This is a genomic window from Luteibacter sp. P1_D3 (assembly GCF_056406135.1).
The window spans coordinates 1-2,464 of sequence record NZ_JBFUAT010000084.1 but is presented as its reverse complement, the minus strand read 5'-3'; the positions used below and the strand labels follow the sequence as shown (position 1 = coordinate 2,464).

Sequence of the window (2,464 nt, the reverse complement as noted above, 5' to 3'; positions counted from 1 at the left end):
CGAAGATCAGCCGGGCGATCGTCGACTGGTGGCCTATGTGGTGGCCGAGGCAGGCGCCACGCTGTCGGTGGAGCGTCTTCGCGAGGCCCTGTCGGGAACGCTGGCGGAGTACATGGTCCCGAGTGCGATCGTGACGCTGGCCTCGCTGCCACTGACACCCAACGGCAAGCTGGATCGCAAGGCGCTGCCGGCACCGGAGGCGGAGTCCTACGCGGTGCAAGCGTACGAAGCACCGGAAGGTGCGGTGGAAGAGGCGATCGCGGCGGTGTGGTCGGGCCTGCTGGGTCATGCCCGGGTGGGCCGCCACGACAACTTCTTCGCCCTGGGCGGCCACTCGTTGCTCCTCATACGAGCAATTGCACGATTAAATAAAGAAAATCTAGGTTTGACGGTGAGCGAATTTCTCTCTAATCCATCGGTCGCTGGCTTGGCTTCAGCGGCGGTAGCTTTCGAAGAAGTGCGGATATGAAGATTATCGATGTCCTGCGTGATATCTATGGAAGAAAGCTGGTGATTGGTGTTGACAAGGGAGACTTGGTCATTCGAGGTGATCGAACTTTGTTGACACCAAACTTGTTGGAGGGCATTCGTTCCAATAAAAGAGTTCTTGTCGAATTTCTCCAAGGTCGGCATTCTCCCCAAACAGGAGAGGAGCCGTACTTACTTTCGTCCCTGAGGCTGGTGGAGGTGGATCTTATTGCGGCGACGGTGCCGGGTGGGATGGCGAACATCCAGGACATCTACCCGTTGGCGCCGCTGCAGGAAGGCATCCTGTTCCATCATCTGTTGACCCGGGATGCCGATCCTTACGTGCTGTTCGGGACGACCGCCTTTGATCGRCGTGAGCGGTTGGACCGGTACCTTGTCGCATTGCAGGCGGTGATCGGGCGGCACGACATTCTGCGCACGGCGGTGGCGTGGGAAGGGTTGGACGAGCCGGTGCAGGTCGTGTGGCGCGAGGCGTCGGTGCCGGTGACGGAGGTGAGGTTGGATCCGGCCGGCGGTGATGCCGCGGCGCAACTGGAGCGTCTGGTGGATCCGCGGCACTACCGGATGGCGATCGATCGCGCACCGATGATGCACGGCTACGTGGCACATGACCCATCACAGGACCGCTGGCTGTTGCTACTTCTTCGCCATCACCTTACCAGCGACCACGCGACGCTGGAGGTACTGGGCGAGGAAATCGAAGCACATCTTGTTGGCCGCGAGAGCGAGTTGCCGGAACCGGTGCCGTTCCGGACCTTTGTCGCGCAGGCGCGACTGGGGGTGAGTCGCGCGGAGCACGAGCGGTTCTTCCGGGAGATGCTGGGCGACGTGGCGGAGACGACGGCGCCGTTCGGGATGGCTGACGTGCGTGGCGACGGCACGGAAGTGGAAGAAGCCTATCTGCCGTTGGCCAGTGCGTTGTGTGCACGCTTGCGTACGCAGTCGCGTCGTCACGGGGTGAGTACGGCAAGCCTGTTCCAYCTKGCSKGRGCWCARGTTCTAGCGCGCACGTCGGGGCGGGACGATGTGGTGTTTGGCACATTGCTGTTCGGCCGGATGCACGGTGGTGAGGCAGGTCGGGCAGTCGGCTTGTTCATCAACACGTTGCCGTTGCGGGTCCGGTTGTCGGGGCGGACGGCGAGGGCGGCGCTGCAGGAGACGCACGCAGGTCTGGTGGAGTTGCTGCATCACGAGCACGCATCGCTGGCCCTGGCGCAGCGTTGCAGTGCGATCGAGGCGCCGGCACCGTTGTTCTCGGCGCTCCTTAACTACCGYCATAGTGAAGACGAGAGCGTACCRACGGCTGAGTCGGTGRCGGCGTGGGAYGGCATCGAAGGACTGRGTRGCGAGGAGCGCACGAACTATCCGCTGATCCTGTCGGTGGACGATGTCGGTGGCATGCTATCGCTGCATGTGCAGGGCCAGCGTCCGATCGACCCGGCGCATGTCGGTGGACTGATGTCGAGGGCGCTGGAAAGTCTGGTAGAGGCGCTGGAGACGGAGTCGGCGCGTCCGGTGCTCGCGCTGGAGGTGCTGAGTGCGCAGGAGCGTCATCGTGTAGTGACGGARTGGAACGCGACGACGGTGGCGTACCCGTCCTCGTGCGTGCATGAGTTGTTCGAGGCACAGGTAGCGCGGACACCRGCGGCGACGGCGGTGGTGCATGGGGTGCTGTCGCTGAGTTATGCGGCGCTGAACGCGCAGGCCAATCGCCTGGCTCGCCATCTGCGCAAGCTGGGCGTGGGTCCGGACGCGCGGGTGGCGCTGTGCGTGGAGCGTGGGCTGCCGATGATGGTGGGCCTGTTGGCGGTGTTGAAGGCCGGTGGTGCATACGTGCCGCTGGATCCGTCGTACCCGGCCGAGCGAMTGCGTTACATGCTGGAGGATGCGGCACCGGTAGCGGTGTTGACCCAGCCTGGGCTGGGCGAGGCATGGACATCGCTCTCGGCACAGCTTGCCGTGCCGGTGCTGGACC

General features: G+C 63.7%; 2 protein-coding genes. Both read left to right on the top strand.

All coding sequences use genetic code 11. The annotated features are described in order from the left end of the window. The coding region (locus tag AC1DYM_RS22910) for a phosphopantetheine-binding protein (protein ID WP_477342339.1) at positions 1-469 on the top strand (469 nt) is incomplete at its 5' end. After that, positions 466-2,464, top strand: a 1,999-nt coding sequence (locus AC1DYM_RS22905; protein ID WP_477342337.1) for a condensation domain-containing protein, incomplete at its 3' end; no start/stop codon positions are given. The genes AC1DYM_RS22910 and AC1DYM_RS22905, both read left to right, overlap by 4 nt.